The 24,864-nt window shown below is 67.3% G+C and carries 28 protein-coding genes; 19 read left to right on the top strand and 9 right to left on the bottom strand.

From position 1 onward, the window contains the following. The first annotated feature begins 20 nt into the window (after positions 1-20). Both ACLJO0_RS41295 and ACLJO0_RS41290 read left to right on the top strand, forming a co-directional pair. Complete coding sequence (locus tag ACLJO0_RS41295) at positions 21-818, top strand: phosphate ABC transporter ATP-binding protein (protein WP_255433378.1); 798 nt, start codon at positions 21-23, stop codon at positions 816-818. Further along, positions 815-2,350, top strand: coding sequence for a substrate-binding domain-containing protein (locus ACLJO0_RS41290; RefSeq protein WP_410585349.1), 1,536 nt, complete (start codon positions 815-817; stop codon positions 2,348-2,350). The genes ACLJO0_RS41295 and ACLJO0_RS41290 overlap by 4 nt, the downstream gene beginning before the upstream one ends. A 211-nt stretch (positions 2,351-2,561) precedes the next feature. On the opposite strand, the gene ACLJO0_RS41285 is transcribed toward ACLJO0_RS41290, so the two are convergent. Beyond that, on the bottom strand, positions 2,562-3,473 hold the full coding sequence (locus ACLJO0_RS41285) for an NADP-dependent oxidoreductase (RefSeq protein ID WP_410585375.1): 912 nt from the start codon (positions 3,471-3,473) through the stop codon (positions 2,562-2,564). A gap of 100 nt (positions 3,474-3,573) precedes the next feature. On the opposite strand from ACLJO0_RS41285, the gene ACLJO0_RS41280 reads away from it, so the two are divergent. After that, positions 3,574-4,035: a GNAT family N-acetyltransferase gene (locus ACLJO0_RS41280; protein WP_410585348.1), complete on the top strand. Its 462-nt coding sequence runs from the start codon at positions 3,574-3,576 to the stop codon at positions 4,033-4,035. On the opposite strand, the gene ACLJO0_RS41275 is transcribed toward ACLJO0_RS41280, so the two are convergent. Then, positions 4,013-4,966, bottom strand: coding sequence for a helix-turn-helix transcriptional regulator (locus ACLJO0_RS41275; protein WP_410585347.1), 954 nt, complete (start codon positions 4,964-4,966; stop codon positions 4,013-4,015). The genes ACLJO0_RS41280 and ACLJO0_RS41275 overlap by 23 nt on opposite strands. Before the next feature lie 62 nt (positions 4,967-5,028). Here ACLJO0_RS41275 and ACLJO0_RS41270 point away from each other — a divergent pair, with 62 nt between their 5' ends. From ACLJO0_RS41270 to ACLJO0_RS41260, 3 genes are all read left to right on the top strand, one after another. Further along, positions 5,029-6,156 carry an epoxide hydrolase family protein gene (locus ACLJO0_RS41270; RefSeq protein ID WP_410585346.1) on the top strand — a complete coding sequence of 376 codons (1,128 nt, stop codon included), beginning with the start codon at positions 5,029-5,031 and terminating at the stop codon, positions 6,154-6,156. A gap of 2 nt (positions 6,157-6,158) precedes the next feature. Next, the gene (locus ACLJO0_RS41265; protein ID WP_410585345.1) at positions 6,159-7,238 is read left to right on the top strand and encodes a winged helix DNA-binding domain-containing protein; all 1,080 of its coding nucleotides are present in this window, start codon (positions 6,159-6,161) and stop codon (positions 7,236-7,238) included. 75 nt (positions 7,239-7,313) lie between these two features. Next, positions 7,314-7,610 (top strand): hypothetical protein, encoded by a 297-nt coding sequence (locus ACLJO0_RS41260; RefSeq protein ID WP_101605833.1) that lies wholly within the window; start codon positions 7,314-7,316, stop codon positions 7,608-7,610. An 18-nt stretch (positions 7,611-7,628) separates the two neighbouring features. On the opposite strand, the gene ACLJO0_RS41255 is transcribed toward ACLJO0_RS41260, so the two are convergent. Next, positions 7,629-8,399, bottom strand: a complete 771-nt coding sequence (locus ACLJO0_RS41255; RefSeq protein ID WP_410585344.1) for an FHA domain-containing protein — start codon at positions 8,397-8,399, stop codon at positions 7,629-7,631. 84 nt (positions 8,400-8,483) lie between these two features. On the opposite strand from ACLJO0_RS41255, the gene ACLJO0_RS41250 reads away from it, so the two are divergent. Together ACLJO0_RS41250 and ACLJO0_RS41245 are read left to right on the top strand one after the other, a co-directional pair. Then, a complete protein-coding gene (locus ACLJO0_RS41250; RefSeq protein ID WP_125787591.1) occupies positions 8,484-8,855 on the top strand; it encodes a PH domain-containing protein in 372 nt (123 codons plus the stop codon). Between the two features lie 741 nt (positions 8,856-9,596). Further along, a complete protein-coding gene (locus tag ACLJO0_RS41245; protein WP_410585343.1) occupies positions 9,597-11,045 on the top strand; it encodes a P-loop ATPase, Sll1717 family in 1,449 nt (482 codons plus the stop codon). Here ACLJO0_RS41245 and ACLJO0_RS41240 read toward each other — a convergent pair. Beyond that, complete coding sequence (locus ACLJO0_RS41240; RefSeq protein ID WP_410585342.1) at positions 11,042-11,512, bottom strand: NUDIX hydrolase; 471 nt, start codon at positions 11,510-11,512, stop codon at positions 11,042-11,044. The genes ACLJO0_RS41245 and ACLJO0_RS41240 overlap by 4 nt on opposite strands. A gap of 10 nt (positions 11,513-11,522) precedes the next feature. Continuing rightward, on the bottom strand, positions 11,523-12,266 hold the full coding sequence (locus tag ACLJO0_RS41235) for a DUF5919 domain-containing protein (protein ID WP_005162385.1): 744 nt from the start codon (positions 12,264-12,266) through the stop codon (positions 11,523-11,525). Between the two features lie 241 nt (positions 12,267-12,507). Between ACLJO0_RS41235 and ACLJO0_RS41230 the strand changes: the two genes are divergently transcribed. From ACLJO0_RS41230 to ACLJO0_RS41205, 6 genes are all read left to right on the top strand, one after another. After that, entirely contained in the window at positions 12,508-12,753 is a 246-nt protein-coding gene (locus tag ACLJO0_RS41230; protein WP_410585341.1) for a hypothetical protein, read from the top strand. 4 nt (positions 12,754-12,757) lie between these two features. Continuing rightward, positions 12,758-13,219, top strand: a complete 462-nt coding sequence (locus tag ACLJO0_RS41225; RefSeq protein ID WP_410585340.1) for a hypothetical protein — start codon at positions 12,758-12,760, stop codon at positions 13,217-13,219. A 288-nt stretch (positions 13,220-13,507) separates the two neighbouring features. After that, entirely contained in the window at positions 13,508-13,756 is a 249-nt protein-coding gene (locus ACLJO0_RS41220) for a hypothetical protein (protein WP_410585339.1), read from the top strand. Beyond that, positions 13,734-13,988 (top strand): AMED_5909 family protein, encoded by a 255-nt coding sequence (locus ACLJO0_RS41215; RefSeq protein ID WP_219145314.1) that lies wholly within the window; start codon positions 13,734-13,736, stop codon positions 13,986-13,988. The genes ACLJO0_RS41220 and ACLJO0_RS41215 overlap by 23 nt, the downstream gene beginning before the upstream one ends. Before the next feature lie 120 nt (positions 13,989-14,108). Beyond that, positions 14,109-14,342 (top strand): helix-turn-helix domain-containing protein, encoded by a 234-nt coding sequence (locus ACLJO0_RS41210; protein ID WP_410585338.1) that lies wholly within the window; start codon positions 14,109-14,111, stop codon positions 14,340-14,342. Positions 14,343-14,365: 23 nt separating this feature from the next. Beyond that, positions 14,366-14,581: a tyrosine-type recombinase/integrase gene (locus ACLJO0_RS41205; RefSeq protein ID WP_410585337.1), complete on the top strand. Its 216-nt coding sequence runs from the start codon at positions 14,366-14,368 to the stop codon at positions 14,579-14,581. A 64-nt stretch (positions 14,582-14,645) separates the two neighbouring features. Here ACLJO0_RS41205 and lpdA read toward each other — a convergent pair whose 3' ends face one another. From lpdA to pip, 3 genes are all read right to left on the bottom strand, one after another. Next, positions 14,646-16,031, bottom strand: coding sequence for a dihydrolipoyl dehydrogenase (lpdA, locus tag ACLJO0_RS41200; RefSeq protein ID WP_410585336.1), 1,386 nt, complete (start codon positions 16,029-16,031; stop codon positions 14,646-14,648). Between the two features lie 47 nt (positions 16,032-16,078). Then, positions 16,079-16,849, bottom strand: coding sequence for a lysophospholipid acyltransferase family protein (locus ACLJO0_RS41195; protein ID WP_410585335.1), 771 nt, complete (start codon positions 16,847-16,849; stop codon positions 16,079-16,081). 63 nt (positions 16,850-16,912) lie between these two features. Next, complete coding sequence (pip, locus tag ACLJO0_RS41190) at positions 16,913-18,325, bottom strand: prolyl aminopeptidase (RefSeq protein ID WP_410585334.1); 1,413 nt, start codon at positions 18,323-18,325, stop codon at positions 16,913-16,915. A gap of 38 nt (positions 18,326-18,363) precedes the next feature. Here pip and ACLJO0_RS41185 point away from each other — a divergent pair, with 38 nt between their 5' ends. The 5 genes from ACLJO0_RS41185 (at position 18,364) to ACLJO0_RS41165 (ending at position 23,763) form a co-directional block, all read left to right on the top strand. Next, the gene (locus ACLJO0_RS41185; protein ID WP_410585333.1) at positions 18,364-19,404 is read left to right on the top strand and encodes a LacI family DNA-binding transcriptional regulator; all 1,041 of its coding nucleotides are present in this window, start codon (positions 18,364-18,366) and stop codon (positions 19,402-19,404) included. A gap of 78 nt (positions 19,405-19,482) precedes the next feature. Further along, positions 19,483-20,634 (top strand): dihydrodipicolinate synthase family protein, encoded by a 1,152-nt coding sequence (locus ACLJO0_RS41180; RefSeq protein ID WP_410585332.1) that lies wholly within the window; start codon positions 19,483-19,485, stop codon positions 20,632-20,634. After that, positions 20,634-21,440: a sugar phosphate isomerase/epimerase family protein gene (locus tag ACLJO0_RS41175; protein ID WP_410585331.1), complete on the top strand. Its 807-nt coding sequence runs from the start codon at positions 20,634-20,636 to the stop codon at positions 21,438-21,440. Before ACLJO0_RS41180 ends, ACLJO0_RS41175 begins: the two co-directional genes overlap by 1 nt. 69 nt (positions 21,441-21,509) lie before the next feature. Next, a complete protein-coding gene (locus ACLJO0_RS41170) occupies positions 21,510-22,982 on the top strand; it encodes a nitrilase-related carbon-nitrogen hydrolase (protein ID WP_410585330.1) in 1,473 nt (490 codons plus the stop codon). Positions 22,983-23,058: 76 nt separating this feature from the next. Then, positions 23,059-23,763, top strand: a complete 705-nt coding sequence (locus ACLJO0_RS41165; protein ID WP_410585329.1) for a response regulator transcription factor — start codon at positions 23,059-23,061, stop codon at positions 23,761-23,763. Here ACLJO0_RS41165 and ACLJO0_RS41160 read toward each other — a convergent pair. Continuing rightward, positions 23,757-24,860 carry an ABC transporter permease gene (locus ACLJO0_RS41160; RefSeq protein WP_410585328.1) on the bottom strand — a complete coding sequence of 368 codons (1,104 nt, stop codon included), beginning with the start codon at positions 24,858-24,860 and terminating at the stop codon, positions 23,757-23,759. The two genes, ACLJO0_RS41165 and ACLJO0_RS41160, sit on opposite strands and share 7 nt — an antisense overlap. Positions 24,861-24,864: the final 4 nt, after the last annotated feature.

Raw genomic sequence — 24,864 nt, 5'->3', positions numbered from 1 at the left:
ACAGTCCGGCGCGCCCGCTGGTGGCACTGACCGGCGGTCCGCCGCCCGGCGCGGCGGAACTCGAATCCCGCGAGATCGGCGCCTGGTTCGGTGACCGGCTGGTGCTCGAAGGGGTATCGCTGCGGATGCCCGCCAAGGAGGTGACCGCGCTCATCGGCCCGTCCGGCTGTGGCAAGTCGACCTTCCTGCGCATCCTCAACCGGATGCACGAGCTGGTGCCGTCGGCGTCGCTGACCGGTGAGGTCCTGTTGGACGGCAAGGACATCTACGCCGACGGGACGCGTCCGCAGCAGGTGCGGCTGCGGATCGGCATGGTGTTCCAGAAGCCGAACCCGTTCCCGGCGATGTCCATTCGCGACAACGTGCTGGCCGGGTTGAAGCTCGCCGGCGTCAAATGCGGTGACAAGGACGCGCTCGTCGAACAGAGCCTCGAACGAGCCGGGCTGTGGCGCGAGGTCCGCGACCGGCTGAGCTCCCCCGGCGGCGCGCTGTCCGGCGGGCAGCAGCAGCGACTCTGCATCGCGCGTTCGCTGGCCGTGCAGCCGAACGTGCTGCTGATGGACGAGCCCTGTTCCGCGCTCGACCCGACGTCGACCCGGCGGATCGAGCAGACCATCGCCGAGATCGGGCACGAGGTGACGGTCGTGATCGTCACGCACAACATGCAGCAGGCCCAACGGGTTTCGGATCACTGCGCGTTCTTCCTCGCGGCCGAGAACGAACCCGGCCGGGTGATCGAACACGGTCCGACGGACACCATCTTCAACGCGCCGTCGGACGAGCGCACCTTCGACTACGTGAACGGGCGATTCGGATGATCCGGCGGCTGGCCGCGCTGGGCGGGGTCACGGTGTTGCTGTCGCTGGTGATCACTCCCGGCGCCGCGGCGCTGTCCAGGGTCACCGGCTCCGGCTCCAGCTACGTGGGCCCGGCGATGAACGACTGGCAGAACGGCGCGACGTCACGCGGTATCCCGGTCAACTACTCGGCCACCAACTCCCCCGCCGGGGTCAACCAGTACGGCGACCGGACGGTGGACTTCGGCGGGACCGAGGCCGAGGTGTCCTCGCTCATCGCGGCCGGTGGCGGCGGCCTTTCCGCGCAGACCCGCGGCTACCAGTACGTCCCGGACGTCGCGGGCGCGGTCGCCGTGATGTACAACGTGACCGACCAGGGTGGGAAGCGCGTCGACTACCTGCACCTCACCCGGGAGGTGATCGGCCGCATCTTCAGCCGGGACATCACCCGGTGGAGCGATCAGGCCATCACCGCGACCAACGGCGGCAAGCCGCTGCCCGATCAGCCCATCACGCTGGTCGGCAGGACCGGGCAATCCGGGACGACGGCGTTGTTCTACGACTTCATCGCCCACGCCGCACCGGCCGCCTACAACCGGTTCGTCTCCCGCAACGTCGGGAACGGCATGGGGAACCTGCCAGCGGGTGTGCGTCCCATCCAGCTTCCCGGGCAGGGGCCGGATGCCGAGTGGTACCGGCTGCTCGCGGACTCCGACCAGATCGCGAAGTCCGTGGGTTCGGGCAGCATTCCGTTCTCCATCGCCTACGACGAATTCGCCTACGCCCAGCTGTACAAGGTGCCGGCGGCGTGGGTGCAGAACGGCGCGGGCCAGTACACGCAGCCCTACGCGGAGAACATCGCGGCCGCGTTGAAGCACGCGGAACTGCGGCCGGACCTGAGCCAGAAACTGGACAAGGTCTACTCGAACACCGATCCGAAGTCGTATCCGATCTCGGCGTACTCGTACGTGATGATGCCGTGCACCAGCGGCCGCGACACCTGCCGCGGCGGCTACGGTGACCCGGGCAAGACCGACACGATGACCGCGTTCCTAGAGCATGTCGCCTGCGACGGCCAGATCAACATGGCCAGGATCGGCTATTCGCCGCTGCCGCCGAACCTGTCGCAGGAGATCATGAACTCCAACGCGCGGCTCACCGGGCGACCGGCGAAGCAGCTCAACGCGGGTAACTGCGGCAACCCGACCTTCCACGGCAGCCTGGGCGCCGGCGCCGCCAGCCCGCCCGACCCGCTGGTGACCGGCGGGATCATCAACCCGGACGGCAAACCCAAGGCGGGCACCTCGGGTCCCAAAACCTCCGCCGGGCCCAGCGCCGGCCCGGTCGCCGGCGACAAGACCGCGACCGCTACGGCGAACCCCGACGAGGAGTCGGCGGGCGGCGGCTCGAAGAACTGGCGGGAGGCCGCACCGGCGGCCTACGACGAGGGTGGTTTCGGCGGGTTCGGGGGCTGGGCGGCGTTGGTGCTCTTCGTGGCGATCGTCGCGCCGCTCGTGGTGCGCGGGGTGGTTCGGAAGCTGCGGGGATCCTGAGGTCTCGTGAGTGGTCAGGACGGTTAGAGCCAAGGGTGTCTCAGGCACCTGCTGAATGTGGCGGCATTGGTCGCAGGTCCGTGAGGGCCTCCTTGCCTACCCTGAAGGTAGGGAAGGAGGCCCTCACGGACTACGCGCTCGCCACCCGAGGCCCCTGCGACACCACCAGTCTCGGCAGCCACAGCGGCGGGGCGAGCAAAGGTCACGAGGCTCACGGGAAGGTCAGCACGACCTTGCCCCGCCCGTGCCCGGTCTCGATCTCCCGATGTGCCGCCGCGGCCTCGCCGAACGGATACGTCCGTCGCACCAGGAACCGCAGTTCCCCCTTGGCGTACAACGACGCCAGCATCCCCAGCCGCTCCGCCGACCGCGTCCCGGTGACCATTCGCGCTCCCGCCTCGGGCGCGCGGGCGTGCTCGACCAGGGTGAGCACGCGGTCCGGATTCCCGACCAGCTCCAGCGACAGGTCGAAGGCGACCCCGCCCGCGCCGTCGAGCGCCGCGTCGATGCCGGACGGCGCGAGGGCACGCACCCGGTCGGCGAGGCCGTCGCCGTAGACCACCGGTTCGGCGCCGAGCGAGCGGACGTAATCCTGGTTCGCCTCGCTCGCCGTTCCGATCACCCTCGCCCCACGCAACACGGCGAGCTGGACCGCGGCCGTGCCCACCGCACCCGCGGCCCCATTGACCAGCAACGTCTCGCCGCGGGCGACCCGCAGGCCGTCCAGCGCCAGGTAGGCGGTCTGCGTCCCCGCCGTGAAGCCGCCCGCGACCTCCCACGGCATCTCCGCCGGCTTAGGGGTGACGTTCTCCGCGGGCACCACGATGTACTCGGCGTACGCCTGCACGGCGGTGAAGCCGAGCACCTCGGCCCCGGCGACGAGGCCGGTCACCCCCGAACCGACCTCGTCGACGACCCCGGCGAACTCGTTCCCCGGGACACGCGGCCAGCTCAGCTCGAACCCCGCGGGTTCCCAGCCCGCCCGCACCGCCGCGTCGTACGGCTGCACGCCCGCCGCCTTCACCCGCACCCGGACCTCTCCCGCCCCGGCGTGCGGCTCCTCCAGCTCCAGCACCCGGAGCACTTCCGGGCCACCGGCTTCCGTGAACGCGGCCGCTTTCATCTCGTTCCTCCAGTTCGTTCCCCAGTTGACTGCGCTCAGCTTCATACCTCCAGATAGGTGGAGGTCAAGAACTGTCGGTGTGACGTTCTAAGCTGCGCTCGTGACGAGCTACCGCATCTCCAGGGCAAGCGCTTCCGACGCAGGCAAGGTGACAGCGCTGATGCACGAATCGGCCGCCTATCAAGGGGAGTACGCGTCGATCCTCGAGGGTTACCGGGTCACCGAGGACTACCTCGCCACCCATCCCGCGTTCGTCGCCCACGCGCAGCGGGACGTGGTCGGCTTCTACAGCCTCATCGAGTACCCGGCCGAGCTGGACCTGCTGTTCGTCGCCGATTCCGCACAGGGCACGGGCATCGGCGCGTGGCTGGTGGAGCATATGCTCAAGCAGGCCGCGGACCTCGGCATGACCGAGATCCGCGTCGTCTCCCATCCGCCCGCCGCCGGGTTCTACGAGCGGATGGGCGCCCGTCGTGTCGGGGTCGTGCCGCCCAGCCCGCCGAAGATCACCTGGGAGCGCCCGGACCTGGTCTTCGACGTCAAGAGTCCACCGCGCGGCTGAACCGCCCGATCAGTTTGCGCAGGTGCCCGGCGAATTCCGGGGAGTCGACGACGTCGAAGTCGGTGTCGAGCATGCCCAGGTAGAGCGCCAGGTACTCCAGCGTGTCCGCACCAGCCTTGAGCAGGCAGGTCCGCTCGTCGACGGCTTCGACGACGACGGCGGGCGGCACTTTCGCCGCGGCTTCGGCGGCCGGGGCGTGCAGCCGGATCGTCGCGTGGTGCCGCCACAGCGCCGCGCCCACACCACGTTGGAGGTACGCGACCACGCCGCCTTCGGGTGGTTCGCGTTCCTCGAAACGACGTCCGTTGGGCGTACGCGGCCGCACGCGATCCGCGCGGAACGTGCGCCAGTCCTGCCTGTCGGCGTCCCATCCGACGAGGTACCACCGGCGGCTCATGTGCACCAAGCGGTGCGGCTCCACCTGCCGCCGCGTCTCGGATCCGTTGTGTCCCATGTAATCGAACCGCAGGGTCTCGCGGTCACGGCAGGCGTTGGCGATGACCGAGAGCACCTCGGCGTCGACCGTGGGGCCACCGCCCTGCACCGCGAGCGTCGCGGAATTCAGCGCCTCGACACGGCGCCGCAGCCGCGACGGCAGCACCTGCTCCAGTTTCGCCAGCGCGCGGACCGACGTCTCCTCGATTCCCGCGATCGTGCCGCCCGCGGCCGTGCGCAGGCCCATCGCCACCGCGACGGCCTCCTCGTCGTCGAGCAGCAGCGGCGGCATGGCCGCGCCGGCGCCCAGGCTGTACCCGCCGGAGACACCGGGAGTCGCGTCGACCGGGTAGCCCAGGCCGCGTAGCCGCTCGACATCGTTCCGAATGGTCCTGGTCGTGACGTCGAGCCGCTCCGCCAGTTCCGGACCCGTCCAGTGCCGTCTGGCCTGCAGCAACGACAGGAGCCGCAGCAGTCTCGCCGAAGTTTCCGCCATGGATCCCACCTTGTCCGCAATCGCGGAACGAACCTTTCCGCAATTGTTCCTAATCTAGCCCCATGACCGACATCAAGCCCTTCCGTATCGCCGTCGACCAGGCCGAACTGGACGACCTCAAGGACCGACTGAACCGCACCCGCTGGCCGCGCGAGGTCACCGGCAGCTGGAGCAGAGGTGTCCCGGTCGCGTACCTCAAGAACCTCGCCGAGTACTGGGCCGACGGCTTCGACTGGCGTGCCCATGAGGCGGAACTGAACGAGTTCCCGCAATTCACCACCGAAATCGACGGCCAGACCATCCACTTCCTGCACATCCGCTCAGCCGCCCCGGACGCGCTACCCGTGCTCCTGACGCATGGCTGGCCGAGCTCGCCGTTCGAGTTCCGGCAGGTCATCGGCGAGCTCAGCGACGAGTTCCACCTGATCATCCCGTCCCTGCCCGGTTACGGATTCTCGAACCCGGTGCGCGGCCCCGGCTGGGGCAACCTCTTCCGCGTCGCACAGGCGTGGACCACGCTGATGGACCGCCTCGGCTACGAACGCTTCGGCGTCCACGGCACCGACGCCGGTGCCGGGGTCGCGGGCATCCTGGCGATGATCGCCCCGCACCGGGTCGTCGGCGTGCACCTCACCGGGACCAGCGCGGGTATGCCGTTCGGGCCCGCTGTCGAACTGGACGGCCTCAGCGAAAAGGACCGCGAACGCGGAGAGCGCTTCAACCGGTTCCAATCCGACGGCCTCGGCTACCTGCACCTTCAGGCGACCCGGCCGCAGACGCTGGCCTACTCGTTGAACGACTCCCCCACCGGCCAGCTCGCGTGGATCGTGGAGAAGTTCGCCGAGTGGACCGATCCGGCCAAGGAACTGCCGGACGACGCCGTCGATCGCGATCACCTGCTGACTTCGGTGAGCCTGTTCTGGTTCACCGGCGCGGGCGCCTCCTCCGCGCACGCCGTGTACGAAGGCATGGAGGTCTACCGGCAGCTGTCCCAAGGCGAGTGGAGCGAGGCGCCCGCCGGCCCGCCTCGCGGGATCGCCGTCTTCGCCGGGGACACCACGATCCGGAGTTTCCAGGACGGGCCGGTGGCACACTGGGCCGAGTACGACACCGGCGGCCACTTCCCCGCGATGGAGGTCCCCGGCCTGTTCGCCGAAGACCTCCGTTCCTTCCTGCGAAAGTGCGTCTGACGATGGAACTTCTGAGCCCCCGGGCCCTCAACCGCGCGACCCTGGCCAGGCAGCTCCTGCTCGACCGCGCCGATCTGCCCGCCGTCACCGCGATCGAGCGACTGGCCGGCCTCCAGGCGCAGGCACCCGACGCGTCCTACGTCGGGCTGTGGTCGCGGCTCCGGGATTTCGAAGTGGACGAGCTGGCGAAACCGCTGGCGGCCCGCGAGGTCGTCCGGTCGACGTTGATGCGCGGCACGGTGCACCTGGTGACGGCCTCGGACTGCCTCGCGCTGTGGCCCACCATCAAACCGGTGATCGAGCGGGGTTTCCTCGGCCACTATTCGCGGGAGGTCGCCGGACTCGATCTCGCCGCGATCGCCGAAGCGGGGCGGGCCCTGCTTGCCGAGCGGCCCCGCACGCGCGCCGAGATCCGCGCCGCGCTGACGGACCGGTGGCCGGACGCCGACCCGACCACCCTCGCCTACGCGATCCAGAGCCTTCTCCCCCTCGCGCACGTGACCCCGCGTGGCCTGTGGGGCCAGACCGGCCCGGCCGCGTTCGCCCTGCTCGAAGAGTGGGTCGGCGCACCGGTCACCGACGGCATCCCGCTCGACGATCTGGTGCTGCGCTACCTCAAGGCATTCGGTCCGGCGACCGTCCGCGACGCGCAGGTCTGGTCGGGGCTCACCAAACTCAAGGAGGTCTTCGAGCGGCTCCGGCCGCGGCTGCGCACCTTCACCGGCACCGACGGGAAGGAACTGTTCGACCTCCCCGACTCGCCGCGTCCCGACCCGGAAACCCCGGCACCGCCCCGGTTCCTGCCCGAGTACGACAACGTCCTGCTCTCCCACGCCGACCGCGTACGGGTGATCCCGGACGGCCGCCGCGTGCCGCTGCCACCGGGCAACGGCGGCCGCCGGGGCACCCTGCTCGTCGACGGTGAATTCCTGGCCGTTTGGGCGATCAAAGGGGCGACACTGACGATCGAATCACCGAAACCCTTGCGGGATCAAGAATCGATCGCCGAAGAGGGCGCGCGGCTGCTGCAATTCGTAGTGCCGGATCAGGACCACGACGTACGTTTCGACATCGGCGGATAACGGTCCGGCCTTTTGCCGTAACGAAGGGCGGCGTTCGGGCGAAGCATGGCGCGTGGAGCCTGAAGGGAGCGGGCCATGGGCAAGAACTACGGATTCATGACGGTGCTTGCGGGGCTGAGCGCGCTCGCGGTCATCGCGGTGGCGGCGGTCATGCGGTACCCGAACACGTCGGACGTCACGGCGGTGATCACCGCGGCGGGAACGGTGATCGGCACCGTGGTGGGCGCCTTCTTCGGCGTGAACGCGGCCTCGGCGGGACGCGTGAAAGCCGAGGAAAGCCGCGATCAAGCGACCGCGGCGCTGGTGAAGGTCGCGGGCGAGGCGGACAGGGGCAGCGACGTCGCGAAGGCGGCGATGGAAGGCGTGAACTGACCGTCCTCTATGGACAACTCAGTCGAGCGCGTCGAGCAGGGCGAGGTCCGGCGGGACGAGCGTCGTGGACAGCACGAGCTCACGCAACAGGTTGTCGTTCAACGCGTTGCCGACCGGTTCGCCGACCTCTTCGCGCCGCAAACCGTAAACGCCGCCGGCGGACAACCGCCCCCGGACGTCGATGACGACGTGCTCGACCCGGCGGCTGGTCCACGTCTCGGCAGGACGGAGTTCCGCGAGGATCTCGGCCGTCTGCTGACGGGACAACGGCTGCGGATTGAGGTCGTGCAGGAGATAACGCTGCCCGAAGACGACCAGGACCAGGCGTTCTTCCGCGCTGAGGCGCCAGCGGCGGGGCGGCACGGTGACGTCGTCGTGCCGCGTGGCGGGCTGCCCACCGTCAGGACCGGCGACGTACAACTCGAGCAGATGCTCCCGCCTGCCCGAGCCGCGGACGAACAGCGGCGTGTACCCATCCGATAGCGGGATCGGCTCCTCACCCCGGGAAAGCCAGCGGGAATTCGGCATCCGGATGGGCAACTGGCCGGTGTTGCTGACCCACCACCGCCCGCCGGTGAAGTTCAGCAGCCCGTGCCTGCGGCTGACCTGCACGTCGTTCTCGCCCACACACACGTCGACCTGCGGCCGATTGCGCCCGAAGGAGATCTCGCCGCCCTCACCCGGATCGACGGACACGCCACCCGCGAGCGTGAGAGCGAACACCGCGCCGGGAGCCGACGGTGGCACGCCGAGCGCCAAACTCTCGTGCGCCGTCGTGAGCCGCTTCATCGTGCCTCCTCCAGTACCCCGGCAGTATGCGGGACCCCGCCGGGGACGGGTCCCCGTGTCGCGTTCATCCGTATGTTGGACTACATGATTGACTTCTCCAAGGACACCGTCTTCAAGCTCACGCCCTGCAAACCGAAGGACATCGCGCCGACGGTGCAGCCGATCATCATCCCCGGGGAACAGATCATCTCCTCGTTCAAAGCGGTGCGCGATTTCGTGGTGTTCACGAACAAGCGGCTGATCGCGGTGAACGTCCAGGGCATGACAGGCAAGAAGAAGGACTTCACTTCGCTGCCGTACAACAGGATCCAGGCCTTCTCGATCGAAACCGCGGGCACCTTCGACCTCGATGCCGAACTGGACCTCTGGTTCAGCGGGCTGGGGAACGTGCGGCTGGAGTTCCGCGGGTCGGACATCCGGGCTATCGGCCAGCTGATCGCCACTCACACGCTTTAGTGTGTTGGCAATGTAGGAATTGGGACGTTTCGCGATTCCTGCATCGTCGGGAGCCTTGGCTTGATCAACGGAGGATTGGGGACGTTGAGTGTCCCCGATCCTCCGTTGATCAAGGTCACGCCGGCCGGTGTGGCGTTGAGCGGGGAAGATTTAGGACGTTGAACGTCCCAAATCTTCCCCGCTCAGCGTCTTTTGATCTTATGATTCCGGGGTTTCGCTGACCTCGTGATGATCGCCGCTTTTGGCCGCTGACCTGCGCGGACAGGGCTGGACACTTCTCGCGTGTTCTCACCCCTACCCGACGTCCGACGGCCTGGAGACGGCCTGGCCACTCCTCCCCCATCTCCCCGATACGAAACCATCCACGCGGCCGTCGCGTCGGGTCAAAGCACGCTTTCCCGCCTTGACGCGTCGTGACGGCCGTTGTGACGATCTGGCATCGGGGCGGCGGCTCCGCGTAACAGCCGTTGGTCCGTTCGCGACCTCTGGGCACGATCGTCTGAGCGAGGAGGCCGACGTGCTCTTTGGCGTACCTGCGCGCCGCTGGCGGCGGCTGCACCTGTCCACGGCGGCAGCGGGCGCACCGCCCGGCCGGTGGGCGGAGCGGAGCGGCAGCCCGCTGTGTTGGGCAAGGTGCGCCCGCAGGCGAGACGCGGACGCAAGGTGACCAGCGCGCCGCCGACGGTGGCGCGCCTTGATCCCATAGAGCCAAGTTCGGCAAAAGACTAGCAAGGACGAGCATTGACTTTAATCAAGGATATTCTGCGAAATCTTGACGTCGGTTCTTCTGTTGCCGAGCATGACAAATTGCTAGAAAACTACTTCGTGGAGACTGAACCTTTTCGCGCTGTCGTAGAAGATCGCGATGACGTCGTAGCCGGAGACAAGGGCACTGGAAAGAGTGCCCTATATCGCATACTCAGCATGCGATATAGTAAAATCGATGAACTGGTCGACGTTGAGGTCGTATCAGCCTTTAATCCAGTGGGGATGCCAATTTTCCAGAGGCTCGAAGAGGGCGACATTTTAAACGAGGTTGACTACATCAAAGTTTGGAAGTCGTACTTCTTGGCGCTCGCCGGAAACTGGATTCTTGAATTTGCCGACGGCGACTACACCGATCAGATGAATCGACTTCATACCCTCCTAAGCGAAGCGCATCTTAGAACTACCGACGATAGCCCAAGCGGCGTATTTAAGAAGGTAATATCTTGGATCGGTAGCTCTCTACGAGTAACCAACGCAGAAGGTTCCGCAAAGCTAGGGCCCGCAGAAATACAAGCGCGAGTCGAATTTGCCATAGACACCGGAAAGGCCAACACAAGTGATTTACACCATGACGAAGCCTTAAGACTACTAAACGAAGTGCTGAAAGAGGTTCCAGTTAAGATCTGGCTTACCCTTGACCGGCTGGACGAAGCGTTTCAAAGCAGGCCTGCTTTGGAGCAACCAGTACTAAGAGCACTGTTTCGCGCCTATCTTGACATGCAGGAATTCGACCATGTGAGAGTGAAGCTGTTCGTGCGCAAAGACCTCTTTCGCCGAATTATCGCAAGAGGCTTTGTCAATCTCACTCATGTCAATTCAAGGAAGATTGAGATAGCTTGGGATGACGCCGACCTTTACAGTCTCTTACATAAGAGACTTGTCGAGAATCGCAGTGCCATGCGAAGCCTCGACGTAGACTCAACTGACCCAGAAACTGTTTTTCAAGCCTTGTTTCCGACTCAGGTAGACCAAGGAAATCGGAAGCCCAATACATGGACATGGATTCTAGGGCGCATCGCGGACGCTAATGGCGTTAAGCCGCCCCGAAACCTGATTGACTTGATCCAAAAAGCAAGAGAAGCGCAACTTCGCCAAGAGGACCGGGAGCCCCGAACATACCAAAAAGGCGTACCACTTATAACTTCCGACGCCCTGAAGCAGGGCCTGGTAGCCCTAAGTGAAGAACGCGTCGAGGACACGCTACTAGCGGAATCCGGAGAGTTTGGCGAAGCCATCGAATTATTTCGGGGGAGCAAATCCGAACATAACGATGCGACACTTAAAGAACTTCTCGGCGAAAATTACCTAGAGAAGGTTAAATATCTGAAGCTCATCGGCTTCCTTGGAGCAACAGGCTCCAGCTACAAGATTCCGATGCTTTTCAGACCAGGGCTATCCATCACGCAAGGCAGGGCCTACTAGCTATAGAAGACTTTCTCGCTCCCCTGTAGCGAATGCTCGACTCGAAGACGGATCGAGTCATGGATATTTAGATCAGCGATTCGACCCGTCTCCACCCATAGAACCTCTCGACTCTCGTTGCTCACGCGCGCCTCACCACCTATCGAGACCGCGCGGAAACAGATGGAGAACTCCTGCCGCACTTCGCCATCGTCGTAGGCAATGACATGACTGGGGTTCGAGTACAGGCCGATCACCCCGGTCACCTCGCACTCAATGCCGGTCTCCTCGCGAACCTCCCGCACGGCAGCCTGCGACAGGGTCTCGCCGAGTTCGAGCTGCCCACCGGGGATCGAGTACAGGTCGTTGTCGGTGCGCCGGATCATGAGAATCCGACCTTCGTCGTCCTGGATGAACGCGGACACCGCGACCGCGATGCTGTTTGCCTTCGGAGCGTTCGGGTCGTTGTAGTAGTCGACGCGTGCCATATGTGGCCTCCTAGAAGGTGGCGGGCTTGGCGAGGTTCCAGACGGCTTCGAAGCTCTCCGAGTAGGTCTCGAAGAGGTCCCCGGCGGATAGCCGGCGGAGGTGCAGGGAGGGGGCGTGTGCTCCCTGGAAGCCGTAGACGTGCGTGTTGATGATCATTTCGTCGTCGAAGCGGAAGATCGAGTTGTAGAGGGTCGTGTTGTGGAAGCGCATCTCCACCCCGTCTACCCCGATCAGCGGCCGGTAGAACGCCAGCGCGTTGCGGATACGCGCCGCAAGCGTCCCGTCGCCTAGCTGCTCCTCGTCGCCGCGCAGAGCGACGCTCTCCCCTTCGGGATCTCCGAAGATCAGCCGAATCTTGGCCCCGGCCTGGGCTTTTGCTGTCAGGTCCTTGATGAACCGCGGGCGCTCCACCAGGAACAGCGCGGCGTGGACCAGCACCTCGACGGTGTCCGACGCTTCCTTGATCAGCCGGTCCCACAGCTCGACGGGAATGGCGTTGCGGTGCGGGAACACGCGCACGACCTCGGCGGCGGCCGTCTCGGCCTTGCGTTCCGGGGCCACCGAGTCCGGCCAGAGGTAGGTCTCGGACTCGCGCGCCATCGCGGCGATCTTGTGCCGATGCTTCGGGTACGGCGTCCGCCCCTTGGTGATCCACCGTTCCACGGTCTTCTGATCGACCCCGGTGGCGTCGGCGACCTGCTTCGGCGTAAGGCCGTTGCGCAGCAGGGCGTCCCGCAGGCGTTCGTTCGGCATCAGCCCTCCAGGGACTTGTAGGGACGTCTTCGACCGTACCAGGGACGTCCCTAGATGTCCCGCCACGTGGTGATCACGTCCCGCGTTTTGGCGGAGATTAGGTGCCAGGTTGCCGGGGACTCGCCCCAGCACCTCGACACCAAGAGGGAGGCAGGCATGACGACTCCAACCGCCGGTCGGGCAGCGTCCGCACGCGGCTCGGGAACGTGGACAGCTCGCCGGTTCGTGATCTGAGCGCCCGATGCGCGACACGGTCCAGATCCACGTCACGGCAGACCTGCCGATCCGCGTCCGCGTGCTCACCTACGCCAACCGGGCGGAGATCCGTTTCGGCAAGGCGTTCCCCGTGGTCCTGCTCGTCGATTCCGACGCGATAGCGGTGCTGGGAAGAGAACTCGCAGAGGTCCAGGCCGCACTGAGCGCGGCTGCCGCAAGGGGCAAAGACGGCGACGAAGTGCCGACAGACACAGACAAGCAAGGGAACTAACGACATGGCTATCTACAAAGGACATCGCTTCGCCATCGACTTCGACGAAGCATTCGGGCAGGGCCTCGTGATGGTCGGCGAAGTCTCGCCGGACAACGAGTACCAGTCGCGGGAAGACCGTGCTGCGGGTCGTCCGGCTCGGCAGCGGGTCGACGAAGTGACGGGCAAGCGTCAATGGAAGGTCACCGTGACCGACCCGGACGAGACGAAGGCTAAGCGCGCGTCGTTCGAGATCACGCTGCTCGCCGATGTGCAGCCGGTGCCAACGACGTCGGAGGTGTTGCCGGGTATGCGGCCGATCGAACTGGAGGGCCTGACGGCTGAGCCGAAGGTGGCTGGTCAAGGCGAGTTCAAATACCAGTCCTACATGTTCCGCGCGACCGGCTTCAAGGCTGCGGCGTCCGGTGGCGGAGCGAAGTCGGGCCGGGCCTCCGCCACTGCCGAGTCAACGCCCAAGGCGGCGTGATGACGGGCGGGGCGCTGGGGGTGGCATCCCCGCACCTGGTCCAAACCTGGGAAGCCGCTTACCGCCACTACAGCGCGATGACGCAACGAACTGCGCAGGGCGGGGATGCCCTGGCGGCGCATGACATGGCCGTCGCTTCCTTGGCGGTGGCGTCGGCATGGCGAGACCTGGCAGTTCAAGGCCAGTTGCCGTGGTGGGTGCTGGCTGCGGTGTCGGCGGCGGCCGAGGGATTCGAGGACAACGCGCGGTCGTGGGAGATGCGCGCCTACAGCGAGGAGAGTCAGGGCCGTGGCGTTCAACGCGATGTGGAAGCCGGGGCGGCAGGCGGTCGCGGGGATGCAGGGCAATGGTCCGGCGAACCCAGCTCTGGTGATCTACCTCGACCCGGACAGCCTGGCGATCCTGCCGCCGTCCGATCCGGCCGAGTGGCCGGAGTTCATCCGGCTCCTTCGCCAAATCCGCGACAGCGCGGACGAACTGGCCGTGTTCCTCGGCAAACACGCGACGGTGCGCGATGACGACGCCCGGCCGGAATGAGCCGCAGACGCTTCAGGACGCGCACCTCGTCGCCTCCGCTCGTCGCCCGAAACCGGGGTCGAACCTGACGACGTGGCTGAAGTTCCACCAGGCCAACGCGCGCATGTATCGCGAAGTGTCCGATGTGGACCGCGCACACCACCACGAACTCCGTTACTGGGTGGGCTACGAGGAGCGCAAGGCGGAGGAGGTGGCCGCGCAGATCCAGAAGAACAAGACGGAAGCTAGCTGAGAACTGAACAGCCGTAGGGAAAACGTGCGTGGGGACGTGCGGCGTACAAACACGTCCTCACACGCTTCCCTCGTCTCGTAAGGCGCAGAACCGGTACCTGGCCTAGGAAACCAGGAAGGCATGGACAGCATCGATCCACTGTGGTCATTCGAAGACGTCGCAGACTGCCTCCGCGTACCAGTAAAGACGCTCTACCAATGGAAATGGCTCGGCGAGGGACCGCCGGTACGCAAGATCGGCCGCCACCTCCGCTATGACCCGCCACCACGGTCCGTCTGCTCATGGTCAACGGGTACGGGCGGAGCGGTTCCGGGTGAACTTCTGGGCTGCCCGCGCTCAAGGACGCCGGGGTAGAGAAGCCGACCAGGGCGGACGGCGTGCACGCGCTGCGGCACCTCTACGCCTCGGTCCTGCTCGACGCTGGCGAGTCGATCAAGGCGCTGTCTCAGTACCTCGGCCACACCGACCCCGGCTTCACGCTCCGGGTGTACACGCATCTCCTGCCGAGTAGCCACGCCCGGACGCGGAAGGCCGTCGACGACTTCTTCGACGACACGCTCGGCGACCCTGCCTCTGATGACCAAGCCGCATGACGGCCTGGCCACGGCCTGACACCTGCCCTGACCCGCGAACCCGCAGGTCAGGGCAGGTTCACGCTTACATGTTGATCATATGTCCGGCAAGACCGTGCACGGCTTCCTTGACCGCTTCCCCCAAAGTCGGGTGAGCGTGCACGTTCCGCGAAATCTCGTGCACCGTCAGGTCCCACTGCTGCGCCAAGGTGAGTTCCGGCAGCAGTTCGGTCACCTCGGGGCCGATCAGGTGCGCGCCCAGGAGCTCGCCGTGTTCACCGTCGCTCAGGATCTTCACGAAGCCGACGGCCTCGCCGAGGCCGTGTGCCTTTCCGTTGGCGGTGAAGGGGAACTTCGCCACCTGGACGTCGAAGCCCTTTTCGCGGGCTTGTTCTTCGGTCCAGCCGAAGCTGGCGATCTGCGGCTGGCAGTAGGTCGCGCGCGGGATCATCACGAAGTCGAGTTCCATGGTCTCGGCGCCGGCGATGGTTTCGGCGGCGACGACGCCCATGGACTCCGACGCGTGCGCGAGCATCAGTTTCGCGGTGACGTCGCCGATCGCGAAGATGTGCGGGACGTTGGTGCGGCCGCGCGAGTCGATGGCGATGGCGCCGCGGTCGGTCAGTTCCACACCGGTCTTGTCCAGGCCGTAGCCCTCGACCCGCGGCTGGAAACCGATGGCCTGCAACACCTTGTCCGCTTCCAGGACGCGTTGCTCGCCGTTCTTCGACACGGTCACCAGGACCTGCTCGCCGGTGTCGTCGATCGTCTCGACCTTGGTGGAGGTCAGCACCTCGATGCCGAGCTTCCGGTAGCGGCGCGCGAGCTCCGCGGAGACCTCGGCGTCCTCGAGCGGGACCATGCGGTCGAGGTATTCGACGATGGTCACCTTCACGCCGTAGTTGTGCAGCACGTAGGCGAATTCGACGCCGATCGCGCCCGCGCCGGCGATGATGATGCTTTCCGGCAGTTCGTTTTCCATGATCTGCTGTTCGTAGGTGACCACACGGTCGCTGCGCGTGGTTCCCGGCAGCAGGCGCGCGGTGGCACCGGTGGCGATCACGCAGTTGTCGAAGGTGATCCGTTCGCCGTTGACCTCGATGGTGTTGGCGTCGACGAAGGTGCCGTGCCCGTCGTATTCGGTGATCTTGTTCTTCTTCATCAGGAAGTGCACGCCCTTGACGCGACCGTCCGCGACCTTGCGGCTGCGGTCGAAGGCGGCCTGGTAGTCGAAGCTGACCTTGCCTTCGACCTGGATCCCGAAGGATTTCGCCTCTTTGGTCACGATGTGCGCGAGTTCGGCGTTGCGCAGCAGTGCCTTCGACGGGATGCACCCGACGTTGAGGCAGACCCCGCCCCAGTATTTCTCCTCCACGACCGCCGCGCTCAGCCCCAGTTGCGACGCCCGGATGGCGGCCACGTAACCGCCGACCCCGGCGCCCAGGACAACGACGTCATAATGTGCGCTCATACCTCGAAACCTACCCCTGACCGGGACGGTCCGAAGGGTGAGACTGCCTACTCAGGGCGGGAACCGCGGATCTCGATCAGCAGGTCGGTCACCGCGGTCATGATCCGCTGCGTGGCCTCCTCCAGCACCTCGCGCGACGGCGTGTGCGTCAGGAGATCAGAGAGATCCACCGGCGGACCGGCGACCAGGTTCACCGTCTTGCGTGGGAAGGCGCGCGGGAGCACGGCGTCCGACGGCAGCAGGTGGTGCGTGCCCCAGTTCGCCAGCGGGATCACCGGGACCCCGGTCTCCAGCGCGATCCGGGCGATCCCGGTCTTGCCGCGCATGGGCCACCCGTCCGGGTGATCCGTGAAGGTGGCTTCCGGGAAGATGGCGACGCATTCACCCTCACGGACGGCTTTGACGGCGTCGCGGTACGCGTCCGACGCGGTGGCCGCCCCGCGGTAGACGGGGATGTGCTTGCCGGAGCGCATGACCGAGCCGATGACGGGCGCGTCCCACAGGCTCGCCTTCGCCAGGTAGCGCGGCACGCGGCCGTGCGCGAGGCAGTACGCGGTCACGGTCGTCGGGTCGGCAAAGGACAGATGGTTCGACGCGACGAGGAAGCCACCCGACGCGGGCAGGTGCTCACCGCCGCGCACCCGGAACCGGGTGAACAGCACCAGGAACGGCCAGACGACGTTGATCGCGAGGCTGTACCAGGCGCCCCGGCCGGCGCGGGCGAAGCGCCGGCCGAAGGCGATCATCTGGCGGAACGTCAGCAGGTCACCCGAAACGGGGCTCAGCGCGGTCCAGCGTTCACGGGGTCTCAGCACCATGGACGTAATTCGTAGCCGAACCAGGCCCGGTTCGGCTGAAACCACGCGCGAACGCGGCGCGGATCACACGCGCTCGAGGACCACCACGGGGATCTCACGGTCGGTCTTCTTCGCGTACTCGTTGTAGTCCGGCCAGACGGCGGCGAGCTTCTCCCACAGCTTCGCGCGCTCCTCACCTTCCAGGGTCCGGGCCCGCGCGGTGAACTTGTCCGCCTTGACCTGGGCCTTGACCTCGGGGTTGGCCTGCAGGTTCTTGTACCAGCCCGGGTCCTCCGGCGCGCCGCCCTTGGACGCCACGATCACCGGGTTGTCGTCGTCGTCGAACTGGTAGATCAGCGCGAACTTGCGGTCCTCGCCGGTCTTGCGGCCCTTGGTGGTGAGGACGAGGCAGGGCGCGCCCTTCTCCCAGTCGTGGCCCACCTCCCCGTCGGTCTCTTCGTAGCGACGGACGTGCTCGTCACCGAAAAGCATGTCTGCGTTCCTCTCCTCGTCCTGGCGTGTACCGGCGCCCTGCCAGTTTGACGCGAATCGGTCGGTCGCGCTGATCAACTCGTGCAGGGTGCCGGGCTCGTCGAACGCGTGACCCGAGTCGCCGATCATCTTCAGTTCCGCGGTCGGCAGCACCTGGCTGAGCTCCCACGCGGTGATGGCCGGGGTGACCACGTCGTAGCGTCCCTGTACCAGAACGCACGGGATGTCCCGGAGCTTCCCGGCGTCACGCAGCAGCTGATCCTCGGCCAGCCAGCCGCCGTGCCGGAAGTAGTGGTTCTCGATCCTCGCGATCGCGAGGGCGAACGAGGGATCGGTGAACCCGTCGATCACCTCGTCCCGCGGGCGCAGTTTGACCGTCTCCCCCTCCCAACGGCTCCAGGCGATCGCGGCGGGCCCGTGCACGGCGGGATCCGGATGGCTCAGCAGTTCGTGGTACACCTCGATGAGGCTCTCCTGACGGCGCGAAAACGGCACCGGCGCCAGGAACCGCGACCACGCCTCGGGAAAGAGGTACGCCGCTCCCCCGCCGTAGAGCCATTGCAGTTCCTTCACCCGCAAGGTGGCCACGCCGCGGAGGACGAGTTCCGTGACCCGCCCGGGGTGGGTTTCGGCGTAGGTCAGCCCGAGCACACTCCCCCACGAGCCGCCGAACACCATCCAGTGTTCGATGTCGAGATGCTCGCGCAACCGCTCGATGTCGGCCACCAGATGCCACGTCGTGTTGACCGAAAGATCGGCATCCGGCGTGGCACAGTTCGGCGTGCTGCGCCCGCAGCCGCGCTGATCGAAAAGCACGATCCGGTACCGCGCGGGATCGAACAGTCTGCGATGTCTGGCGCTCGAACCGCTTCCGGGGCCGCCGTGCAGGAAGATCACCGGCTTGCCATCGGGGTCGCCGCATTCCTCCCAATAGATCTCGTTGCCGTCACCGACAGGCAACATCCCTTGGACGTAAGGTTCGATTTCCGGGTAAAGGCCGAGCATGTCCGCCACTATGCCCCAAACGCCAGCTTGGAGGATCGATGAAGGCCCGCCCCCACGTGACGCTGGAAGATGTGGCCCGCACCGCGGACGTCTCGCTCGCGACCGCGTCCCGCGTACTCAACGGCACCGCCACCGTCCGGGGAGATCTCCGCGAACGAGTGATCGCCGCGGCCGCCGACCTGTCTTATACGCCTAATGCTCACGCTCAGGCATTGGCCGGTGGCTCACAGCCCACCGTGGGAGTGATCTGCCATGACGTCGGCGACCCGTATTTCGCCGCGATCGCCGGCGGGGTCATGCGAGTGGCGAGTGAAAACGATCTTCTGGTGATGCTCGCGAGCACGTTCCGCGATCCGGCCAAGGAGGTCGCCTACGTTTCGACGCTGCGCGCCCAGCGCGCGTCGGCCATTCTGCTGATCGGTTCCGCGTTCGAAGACAAGGCGTGGGAAAAGGCGATGGCCGCCGAACTCGAACCGTACCGGCGCGGCGGCGGGCACGTCGCCGCGGTCAGCAGGCACCGCGGGCTCAAAGTGGACACCGTCCAGCCCGACAACCGGGGCGGCGGCGCCGAACTGGCGAAGGCACTGCTGGACATGGGGCACCGCCGGTTCGCCGCGCTCGCCGGGCCGAGGAGCCTGACCACCGTCGTAGACCGTCTCGACGGTTTCGCCGCGGAACTGCGGGCGCGGGGCGTCGAACTGGCCGAGGACGACATCGCCGAGGCGGCGTTCACCCGCGACGGCGGCTACGAGGCGATGGAGAAGATCCTCGCCAAACCGCGGAAACAGTGGCCGACCTGTGTGTTCGCGGTGACCGACGTGATGGCCATCGGCGCGATGTCGGCGCTGCGCGACGCCGGCGTCTCCATCCCCGGCGAGATGTCGATCGCCGGTTTCGACGACATCCCGGTAGTGCGCGATCTCACGCCGGCGCTGAGCACGGTCGCGCTGCCGCTGGAGAAGCTGGGCGAACGGGCCATGGACCTGGCACTCAAGGCCGCCCCCGGCACCCGGCCGCGGATGGTGCGGATGTCCGGCGAGGTCGTCCTGCGCCGCAGCACCGCCGCTCCCGCTCGCTGAAACCCTTGTGTGCGGCCCACGAGGTGACTTAACGTGGCACGAGAAAGCGCTTTCTCACCCCCGTGCCACGGAGACCCGATGACCTTGATCGCCCTGCCCACCGCCGACGGCGGCCTGGTGGAGTGGACGCCGCGAGGGGCGGAAACGCCCGCGAAACCGGCCTCGCCGCCGACCTCCCGGATCGCTTACGCGGCAGCACACGTCGTCGCCGACCCGCTCGCCCCCGCCGACCCCGAAGAAGGCGCGGCGCTGGACTGGGACACCACGCTCGCCTTCCGCGAGCACCTGTGGTCCTGCGGTCTCGGCGTGGCCGAAGCGATGGACACCGCGCAGCGCGGCATGGGCCTGGACTGGGACACCACCAAGGACCTCATCCGGCGCACCGGGGCGCTCGCCGCCGGACGGCCGTGGGTGGCTGGCGTCGGCACCGATCAGCTTCCCGGTGGGGAGGCCACCGTCGAGTCCATTGTGGACGCCTGGCGCGAGCAGCTCGACCTGGTCGGAGAGGCCGGGGCGATCCCGGTCGTGATGGCCAGCCGCGCGTTGGCCGCGACGGCGTCCGGACCTGCGGATTACCATGCCGCGTACGGGAAACTGCTCTCCGGCGCCGACCGTCCGGTCCTGCTGCACTGGCTGGGCGAGCAGTTCGATCCGGCGCTGGCGGGCTACTGGGGCCACGGTGACGTCCGCGCGGCCGCCAAGGAACTGGGCAGGCTCTGCGCCGAGCACGCCGGCGTGATCGCCGGGGTCAAGGTTTCGGTGCTCGACGCGTCGATCGAGACCGAGTTCCGCCGGGCGCTGCCTGACGGCGTCAAGTGCTACACCGGCGACGACTTCAACTACCCGGAACTGATCGCCGGGGACGATCAGGGCCACAGCGAAGCACTTCTTGGCATTTTCGACGCCGTCGCGCAGGTCGCCGGCGCCGCGCTCGCCCGGCTCGACGAAGGCGACAAGGCGGGCTTCCACGGCCTGCTGGACCCGACGGTGGCGCTGAGCCGCGCCATCTTCCGTGCGCCCACCAGGAACTACAAGACCGGCGTCGTGTTCCTCGCTTACCTCAACGGGCACCAGGAGCACTTCCGCATGGTCGCGGGCCGCGAATCGGCCCGGTCCATCACGCATCTGGCCGAACTGCTGCGCCTTGCCGACGCCGCCGGGGCGCTCGCCGACCCGGATCTCGCCGTCGCGCGGATGCGTCCGCTGCTCGCCGCGGTGGGGGTGGCCTGATGGACCGGTTGAGCCTGAACCAGATCACCACCAAGGCGTGGTCACTGCCGGAGGCCGTCGCGGGCTGCGCCGAGGCGGGTGTCCGCTGGATCGGTCTGTGGCGGGACAAGGTCGCCGAGACCGGCGTCGAGGAGACCGCGCGGCTGCTCAAGGAGTACGACGTCGGCGTGTCGTCGTTGTGCCGTGGCGGTTTCTTCACCGGGATCACCCCGGATGGGTCTCCTGTGGACGGTGTCGCGCAGACCAGGGAGGCGATCGACGAAGCCGCCGCGCTGGGCGCCGACGTCCTCGTCCTGGTCGTGGGCGGGGTGAACGGCGACCTGGCGTCGTCGCGGCAGCGGGTCGCGGACGCGGTCGGCGAACTGGCGCCGTACGCCGGTGAGCGCGGGGTCCGCCTCGGCCTGGAACCACTGCACCCCATGCAGTGCGCCGAACGTTCGGTGCTGTCCACTGTGGAGCAGGCACTGGCGATCGCGCTGGAGCATCCCACCGAACAGGTCGGCGTGATCGTCGACGAGTTCCACGTGTGGTGGGATCCGCGGATCGAAGAGTCGATCGCCGCGGCGGCCGGGCGGATCGCCGGATTCCACGTCTGCGACCAGAAGGTGCCGCTGACCGACACCCTGCTCGGCCGGGCGCTGCCCGGTGACGGCCCGATCGACCACCGGCGTCTGAAGGCCTGCGTCGAGGCCGCCGGGTACACCGGGCCGATCGAGGTCGAGGTGTTCGACGCCGATCTCTGGCGCCGTCCCGGTGCCGAAGTGCTCGCGGAGACCATCACGGCCTACCGGGACCACGTTTCCTGACGAAAGTAAGGGGCACTCGCTGCCCAAGGTCCGCTGTCCTGGCGGCCGTGGTTTCCTACCGTTCGTGGCATGAAACCACGGCTGCCCTGGTGGCTGGGCACAGCGCTGCTCCTGCTCGCCGTCCACACCGACTGGAACGTCCCGCTCGCGGCGTGGGTGTTCCCGGTCTTCCTGCTCCGCTACGCCCGCCAGGTGCCCGTGCGGCGCGCGATCGTGATGGTGGGCCTGTCCCTGCTGATCGGGCAACTCTTCTGGCTCGGGGTCACCGGCCTGCTGTTCGTGCTCTCGGCGCTGCTCGCGTTCGCCCTGCTCGCGGTGGTGCAGACGGCGGCGTTCCTGGCCGATCGCCTGCTCGCCGACCGCGCGGGGGTGTTGAGGACGCTGGTGTTCCCGGTGACGCTCGTCGCGGGCGAGTACCTCTTCACGGTGATCACCGGATTCGGGGATTTCGGCGCGCTCGGCAGCACCCAGTCCGGGAATCTGCCGCTGCTCCAGACGGCGTCGGTGACCGGCGTGTACGGCCTCACCTTCGTCCTGGCGTGGTTCGCGTCGGTCGCGAACACGGTTTGGGCGGAGGGGTGGCCGCGGGCCAAGCGCACGGTCCTCGTCCACGTTTGCCTGCTCGGCCTGGTGTTCGCCGCCGGCGGCGCGCGGTTGCTGTTCGACGCTCCCACGACGAAGACGGTGCGGATCGCGGGTATCAGTCCCTCGGCCGAGGCCGACCGGTCGAGTTCCGACGCACTGGAGCGGATCGGGGTGAAGTATTGGCGGGCACAAGAAGTCGGCGCGGCGGATCCGGCCGCGGTCGGCGCCGCCTTCGCCCCGGTCACCGAGGATCTCGTGACCAGGACCCGGCAGCAAGCGTCGGCAGGGGCGAAGATCGTGCTCTGGCCGGAAACGCACGCCAGGGTGCTGGAACGTGACCAGGCGGCGCTGCTGAGCCGAGTCGGCGTCGAAGCGAAACAGGCGGGCATCCACGTCGGCCTCGCGTACGCGCTCTACACGTCGCAAGCGCCTTACATCCGCAATGTGGCCGTGCTCGTCGGGCCGACCGGCGAGGTGTCGTGGACCTACGACAAGACGCATCCCACGCCGATGGAACCGATGACTCCCGGTCCGGGCATCGTCCCCACCTCGGATTCGCCGTACGGACGGCTCGCGACGGTCATCTGTTACGACGCGGACTTCCCTGGCCTGATGCGCCAGGCCGCGGACAAGGGAACCTCGCTGATGCTCGTCCCCGCCAATGACTGGCCGGGATTCGGCTCGCTGCACGCGGAAAAGGCCACCTTCCGCGCGGTGGAGAACGGTTACGCGCTCTTCCGGCACTCCACCCACGGGAATTCCACAGCTGTGGACAGCCAAGGGCGTGTGCTCGGGCATGCCGACTACCACCGCACGGATCAGCAGACGCTCGTCGCGGATCTTCCGGTGCAGCCGCGAACACAGACCGTGTACGGCCGTGTCGGTGACGTGTTCGCCTGGCTGTGCCTCGCGGCGGCCGCACTCTGTCCTTTATGGACATATCGAAGGAACCGTTAGCGCGCTGTTACGGAAGAGGTGGTGTTCGTAACGTCTCAGCCGAAAAGAACAGTGTTCAACGGTTAAGCTGCCCCGCATGCCGAAATTGCTGGTGGTCGAAGACGACGACGCGATCGGCGGTGTCCTCGAATCGACGCTCCGTCTGCACGGCTACGAGGTTTCCTGGCAGCGCGACGGCCGCACCGCGCTCGCGGCCGCGGCGGAAGGCGACATCGACTTCGTCCTGCTCGACCTCGGCCTGCCGGATCTGGACGGGGTCGAGGTCTGCCGACGGCTGCGGGCGGAACTGCCCGGCGCTGTCCTGGTCATCCTGACCGCCCGGCAGGAGGAGATGGACGTCGTCGTCGGCCTGGAGGCAGGCGCCGACGACTACCTCACCAAACCCATCCGCCTCGGTGAACTGCTCGCCAGGGTGCGGGCGCATCTGCGGCGCGGGACGGCTCCGCCCGAAAGCAGGCCCGCGATCGCCGTCGGCCATCTGCGGGTGGACACCGCCGGACGGCGGGTCAGTGTCGGTGGACGGGAGATCCCGTTACGGGCCAAGGAGTTCGACCTGCTCGCCCGGCTGGCCGAGCAGCCGGGTGTCGCGGTCAGCCGGGACACCCTGATGTCGGAGGTGTGGGACGCGCACTGGTACGGCTCCACGAAGACCCTGGACGTGCACATCGCCGCGCTGCGCCGGAAACTGACCGAGTCGGCGCCGACGCCTGAGCAGGCGCCGCGGATTTCGACGTTGCGCGGCCACGGGTACCGCCTCGAGCAGCCTTTCGAAGCTCAGTAGTCGCGCAGGTCGGAGACCTCGTCCCGGGCGGCCAGCTGCGCGATCCGCGCCGACGCCGCCACGCACGAAACGATCACCACCACCGCGAGCAACCCGAAGTACCCGTGCGGCGAAGGCGTTCTCTCTACCTGCGCGACGAAGACGAACAGCACGCCGAGCAGGTGGCCGGCGATCAGGCCCCCGCCGCCGACGACCAGCGCGTCACCCGCGATGAACGCCGCCACCTGACGCCGTTTCCCGCCGAGCGTGCTCACGATCAGCAGATCGCGGCGGCGTTCGTTGAGCGCCGCTCCGAACGAGGGGCCTGCCGCGGCGGCCGCGAGGATCAGCGACGCGATCAGATCGACCTCGGCCTCGCCGCAGCCGTCCTTGGTGAGGGCGGTCGAAATGGCGAAGGCCACCGCCAGCGCGACCAGCACCACCGATCGCGCCAGGAGCGCGCTCCGCCACGAAATGGACAGCGCGATCACGCCCGCCAGCCCCGAAACGAGCGGCCGGAGTATCCCGCCGATCACCCGCTTCCCCTTCCGCAGCCCCAGCTCCACCAAGCGCCACAACAGCATCGTGCCGCCCGCCCAGCCGAACAGCGGCCAGAAGAAGGCGAGCGCGAGCAGGATGAAGTCGAGGCCGTAGGGCGACCACCAGGGCGGCCCGCCGTCGGCCGGGACGAAGTACCACTCGCGCAGCACCGGGGGCAGGATGGCGAGTGCCGCGACGAGCAGCCCGGCGACCAGCAAGAGAACGATTTCCCGGACGACCGCTACGCCGGTGCCGGTCGAGAAGCCACAGGCCAGGGACAGCGCCACCCCGGCCACGCCGCCGGCGAGGCCCGCCGCCGCGGCTTCGGCGGCGGCCAGTCCGAACACCTGACCGCCGGTGGCGCCTCGGGCGCGCAGCAGGTCCTGATCCGCCCGCAGCACCCGCGCCGAGGGCGTGGCCAGCAGCACCACGAGCACCATCGCCGGTATCCAGCGCGGTGCCGGGGTCCAGGTCCAGTCGTGCACCGCGAGCAACGTGGTCACGATCGCGACCCCGGCCGCGGGCACGCCGAGCCTGGCGGGGCGCACACGCGCGATCCCGCCGACCCACAACGCCATCGCC

Origin of the sequence: Amycolatopsis sp. lyj-108, assembly GCF_046549005.1 — a bacterium.
Lineage (GTDB): Bacteria > Actinomycetota > Actinomycetes > Mycobacteriales > Pseudonocardiaceae > Amycolatopsis.
This window is presented reverse-complemented; position numbering and strand designations above follow the sequence as displayed.

What these genes read in the sequence shown, in the direction of transcription:
- ACLJO0_RS41185 (WP_410585333.1), top strand. Translation starts at nt 18,364, where the DNA reads ATGAAGGCCCGCCCCCACGTGACGCTGGAAGATGTGGCCCGCACCGCG.
- ACLJO0_RS41180 (WP_410585332.1), top strand. Translation starts at nt 19,483, where the DNA reads ATGACCTTGATCGCCCTGCCCACCGCCGACGGCGGCCTGGTGGAGTGG.
- ACLJO0_RS41270 (WP_410585346.1), top strand. Translation starts at nt 5,029, where the DNA reads ATGACCGACATCAAGCCCTTCCGTATCGCCGTCGACCAGGCCGAACTG.
- ACLJO0_RS41250 (WP_125787591.1), top strand. Translation starts at nt 8,484, where the DNA reads ATGATTGACTTCTCCAAGGACACCGTCTTCAAGCTCACGCCCTGCAAA.
- ACLJO0_RS41285 (WP_410585375.1), bottom strand. Translation starts at nt 3,473, where the DNA reads ATGAAAGCGGCCGCGTTCACGGAAGCCGGTGGCCCGGAAGTGCTCCGG.
- lpdA (WP_410585336.1), bottom strand. Translation starts at nt 16,031, where the DNA reads ATGAGCGCACATTATGACGTCGTTGTCCTGGGCGCCGGGGTCGGCGGT.
- ACLJO0_RS41265 (WP_410585345.1), top strand. Translation starts at nt 6,159, where the DNA reads ATGGAACTTCTGAGCCCCCGGGCCCTCAACCGCGCGACCCTGGCCAGG.
- ACLJO0_RS41240 (WP_410585342.1), bottom strand. Translation starts at nt 11,512, where the DNA reads ATGGCACGCGTCGACTACTACAACGACCCGAACGCTCCGAAGGCAAAC.
- ACLJO0_RS41165 (WP_410585329.1), top strand. Translation starts at nt 23,059, where the DNA reads ATGCCGAAATTGCTGGTGGTCGAAGACGACGACGCGATCGGCGGTGTC.
- ACLJO0_RS41175 (WP_410585331.1), top strand. Translation starts at nt 20,634, where the DNA reads ATGGACCGGTTGAGCCTGAACCAGATCACCACCAAGGCGTGGTCACTG.
- ACLJO0_RS41255 (WP_410585344.1), bottom strand. Translation starts at nt 8,399, where the DNA reads ATGAAGCGGCTCACGACGGCGCACGAGAGTTTGGCGCTCGGCGTGCCA.
- ACLJO0_RS41230 (WP_410585341.1), top strand. Translation starts at nt 12,508, where the DNA reads ATGCGCGACACGGTCCAGATCCACGTCACGGCAGACCTGCCGATCCGC.
- ACLJO0_RS41160 (WP_410585328.1), bottom strand. Translation starts at nt 24,860, where the DNA reads ATGGCGTTGTGGGTCGGCGGGATCGCGCGTGTGCGCCCCGCCAGGCTC.
- ACLJO0_RS41275 (WP_410585347.1), bottom strand. Translation starts at nt 4,966, where the DNA reads ATGGCGGAAACTTCGGCGAGACTGCTGCGGCTCCTGTCGTTGCTGCAG.
- ACLJO0_RS41260 (WP_101605833.1), top strand. Translation starts at nt 7,314, where the DNA reads ATGGGCAAGAACTACGGATTCATGACGGTGCTTGCGGGGCTGAGCGCG.
- ACLJO0_RS41170 (WP_410585330.1), top strand. Translation starts at nt 21,510, where the DNA reads ATGAAACCACGGCTGCCCTGGTGGCTGGGCACAGCGCTGCTCCTGCTC.
- ACLJO0_RS41235 (WP_005162385.1), bottom strand. Translation starts at nt 12,266, where the DNA reads ATGCCGAACGAACGCCTGCGGGACGCCCTGCTGCGCAACGGCCTTACG.
- ACLJO0_RS41195 (WP_410585335.1), bottom strand. Translation starts at nt 16,849, where the DNA reads ATGGTGCTGAGACCCCGTGAACGCTGGACCGCGCTGAGCCCCGTTTCG.
- ACLJO0_RS41225 (WP_410585340.1), top strand. Translation starts at nt 12,758, where the DNA reads ATGGCTATCTACAAAGGACATCGCTTCGCCATCGACTTCGACGAAGCA.
- ACLJO0_RS41210 (WP_410585338.1), top strand. Translation starts at nt 14,109, where the DNA reads ATGGACAGCATCGATCCACTGTGGTCATTCGAAGACGTCGCAGACTGC.
- ACLJO0_RS41290 (WP_410585349.1), top strand. Translation starts at nt 815, where the DNA reads ATGATCCGGCGGCTGGCCGCGCTGGGCGGGGTCACGGTGTTGCTGTCG.
- pip (WP_410585334.1), bottom strand. Translation starts at nt 18,325, where the DNA reads ATGCTCGGCCTTTACCCGGAAATCGAACCTTACGTCCAAGGGATGTTG.
- ACLJO0_RS41215 (WP_219145314.1), top strand. Translation starts at nt 13,734, where the DNA reads ATGACGACGCCCGGCCGGAATGAGCCGCAGACGCTTCAGGACGCGCAC.